The sequence below is a fragment of the Candidatus Symbiopectobacterium sp. genome, assembly GCF_020054415.1.
Lineage (GTDB): Bacteria > Pseudomonadota > Gammaproteobacteria > Enterobacterales > Enterobacteriaceae > Symbiopectobacterium.
This window is the reverse complement of sequence record NZ_JAHWCO010000079.1, coordinates 1-2,950: the sequence shown is the minus strand read 5'-3', so window position 1 is coordinate 2,950 and position 2,950 is coordinate 1. Positions and strand designations below refer to the sequence as shown.

General features: G+C 52.7%; 2 protein-coding genes and 1 pseudogene. 1 reads left to right on the top strand and 2 read right to left on the bottom strand.

Features of this window, described 5'->3' with window-relative positions; genetic code table 11:
* Positions 1-189: 189 nt before the first annotated feature.
* Positions 190-613, bottom strand: a pseudogene (locus QZ506_RS02540) (cob(I)yrinic acid a,c-diamide adenosyltransferase); the annotation flags it as partial.
* A 13-nt stretch (positions 614-626) separates the two neighbouring features.
* Positions 627-1,388 carry a YciK family oxidoreductase gene (locus QZ506_RS02535; protein WP_291968844.1) on the bottom strand — a complete coding sequence of 254 codons (762 nt, stop codon included), beginning with the start codon at positions 1,386-1,388 and terminating at the stop codon, positions 627-629.
* A 316-nt stretch (positions 1,389-1,704) separates the two neighbouring features.
* Here QZ506_RS02535 and sohB point away from each other — a divergent pair, with 316 nt between their 5' ends.
* Positions 1,705-2,751, top strand: coding sequence for a protease SohB (sohB, locus tag QZ506_RS02530; RefSeq protein ID WP_291968842.1), 1,047 nt, complete (start codon positions 1,705-1,707; stop codon positions 2,749-2,751).
* Positions 2,752-2,950: the final 199 nt, after the last annotated feature.

Genomic DNA, 2,950 nt, shown 5'->3' with positions numbered 1-2,950 from the left:
GGCAGCTTCAACGCTGATCTTTTTCAGCAGGCGATCAAACTGGTTGAGATCGTCATGGGCTTTGAGATTTTTGGCCAGCTCGTTAGCCAGAGCCTGTAACTGTTTTTCGTCCATAAAGTAACCTGCTTTTGATGTTGGATTTAACATATCAAAATCAGGCAATTACACAATCTCGTGTACAGGCTCTTGTAATGCGTTCACTACCTCTTCCAGCGCTAGGTAGTCGTAGCTTACCATGTAGGTCAACTCATCCAGGATCACCATATCGAGCGTAGCATCGGACAACATGCGTTTGCCGTGCTGCCAGCGTATCGCGTGTGCGAACCTGCGTATCCCAGGTAAACCCGGTCGCCATCACCTGAAACTCAACGCCGCGATCGGCGAGCAGGTTACGCTCGCCGTTGGGCCATTCACCCTTGATAAATTGAATTACGCCAACGCGCAGGCCGTGTCCCACCGCGCGTGTTGCGGTGCCAAACGCCGCCGTGGTTTTACCCTTGCCGTTGCCGGTGAAAACCATCAGGATGCCACGCACCTCGTTGGCCGCGGCAACGCGTTCGTCAACCCGTTGTTTCAGTTTTTGCTGGCGCTGCTTGTGGAGATCGTTATCCATTGTCAGGGCTCCCTTATACCGCAGGGCCGGGTTTTCTTCCCGGCTGCGCGTCAAAACTCATGCCGGTTTTGCGTTTGCTGTCATCGCCCATCAAATAAAGGTAGAGCGGCATAATATCAGCCGGGGTTTTGAGGCGTAGGGGATCTTCATCCGGGAACGCGCTGGCACGCATTGAAGTGAGCGTCCCTCCTGGATTGATACAGTTGACGCGCAAATGCTGGTTACGATACTCGTCGGCCAAGACCTGCATAAGCCCTTCTGTGGCGAATTTGGAAACCGCATAGGCTCCCCATTCCGCGCGGCCCACGCGACCCACACTGGAACTGGTGAACACCAGAGAAGGGCTGGCGGCTTTTAGCAACAGGGGTAACAGCGCCTGCGTCAGCATAAAGGTGGCATTCACGTTAACTTGCATGACTTGATGCCAGGTCGCCGGATCCTGTTCTGCAATCGGTATGATATCCCCGAGCAACCCCGCGTTATGCAGTACGCCATCAAGGTGTGATATCTGTTTTTCTAGGCCAGCCGCCAGCGCAGCGCACGTCTGGGCGGTGATTGTTAATAAATCGCAGGGCACAACCAGCGATGATGTCCCGGTTTCACGCAGGATTTCTGCTTGCACATCCTGTAATTTATGCTCGGTGCGACCCAGCAGGATCAACCGTGCACCGTAGCGCGCGTAAGTGAGCGCGGCTTCGCTCCCAATACCATCGCCCGCGCCGGTGACCAGAATTAAGCGGTGTTTAAGAAGGTCATTCATAGGTTGATAATGCACAGTACTTTCCTCTATACGCCGCAAACCATAAGACGTAACGGCAGTTATGCCTCAATGTGTCGGTGAATTCAATGCGCGTCGTGCGCATTCTTATGCAACTGCGGTAAAAAAACAGCAACAGGTGTAAAAAACCCATGAATAACATCGCCATATTTCACGCAATACGTTAGGCTGTCTTTTTGCTCTAGCGTCGGTTTGATGAAAACCGTGGAGTGGCGTAAGACGAGCGGTATGATGGTGTGGTGTGTCGCAGTCAACTGCGCAGGTAAACATCGGCGGCGTCATGATATGACTCAGTATACGAGGGACGGTATTTGTGGAATTGCTTTCTCAGTACGGCTTATTTCTGGCAAAAGTAGTCACGATAGTGCTGGCCATTGGCGCACTGGTCGTGTTGACCTTTGGTGTCACGCAGCGAAAACGCCCGCGCAAAGGGGAGTTGCAGGTGATGAATCTGAGCGAACAGTATCGCGAAATGCAAAATGAAATGCGTGACACCTGCATGAGTGATGCGGAACGCAAACTGGTCGCGAAGCGGAAGAAAAAAGAGGACAAAGCTGCCGCTAAAGAAGAGAAACTGCGCGCCAAACGCGGCGATGAGAAAGTGGTGAAACCGCGTCTTTACGTATTGGACTTTAACGGCAGCATGGACGCAGATGAAGTCTCTGCGCTGCGTGAAGAAGTCTCTGCGGTGCTGGCGGTGGCTACGCCGCAGGATGAAGTTCTGTTACGTCTGGAAAGCCCCGGCGGCGTGGTGCACGGTTATGGGTTGGCCGCTTCTCAGTTGCAACGCCTGCGTGATGGCGGCATTCGCTTGACCGTTGCGGTGGACAAGGTTGCTGCCAGTGGTGGATACATGATGGCGTGTGTGGCCGATCGTATTGTCGCGGCTCCGTTTGCCATCATCGGCTCTATTGGGGTAGTGGCTCAGATCCCCAACTTCAATCGGTTGCTGAAAAACAATGATATCGATGTGGAATTGCATACTGCCGGTGAATATAAGCGCACCCTGACGCTGTTTGGTGAGAATACGGAGCAGGGGCGTGAAAAATTCCGTGAAGAGCTGAACGTGACTCACGGTCTGTTTAAGCAGTTTGTCAAAGAGATGCGACCCACGCTGGATATCGATAAAGCCGCTACGGGAGAACATTGGTTTGGCACGCAGGCGCAAACGTTAGGGCTGGTCGATGCAATAGGCACCAGCGACGATTTACTGATTCAGGAAATAACCACGCATGAGGTGTTGAGTGTGCGCTATACGCGTCGCAAGCGCCTTCTGGATAAAATCATGGGGAACGCGGGTGACTCCGCCGAGCGTCTGCTGCTGCGTTGGTGGCAGCGGTGCAGCCACCCGTTCGTTTGATGCGTTTAACCCTGTGCGCGGTGCGTACAGAGCCTGTACACGAGATTGTGTAATTGCCTGATTTTGATATGTTCAATCCAACATCAAAAGCAGGTTACTTTATGGACGAAAAACAGTTACAGGCTCTGGCTAACGAGCTGGACAAAAATCTCAAAACCCCTGACGATCTCAACCAGTTTGATCGCCTGCTGAAAAAGAT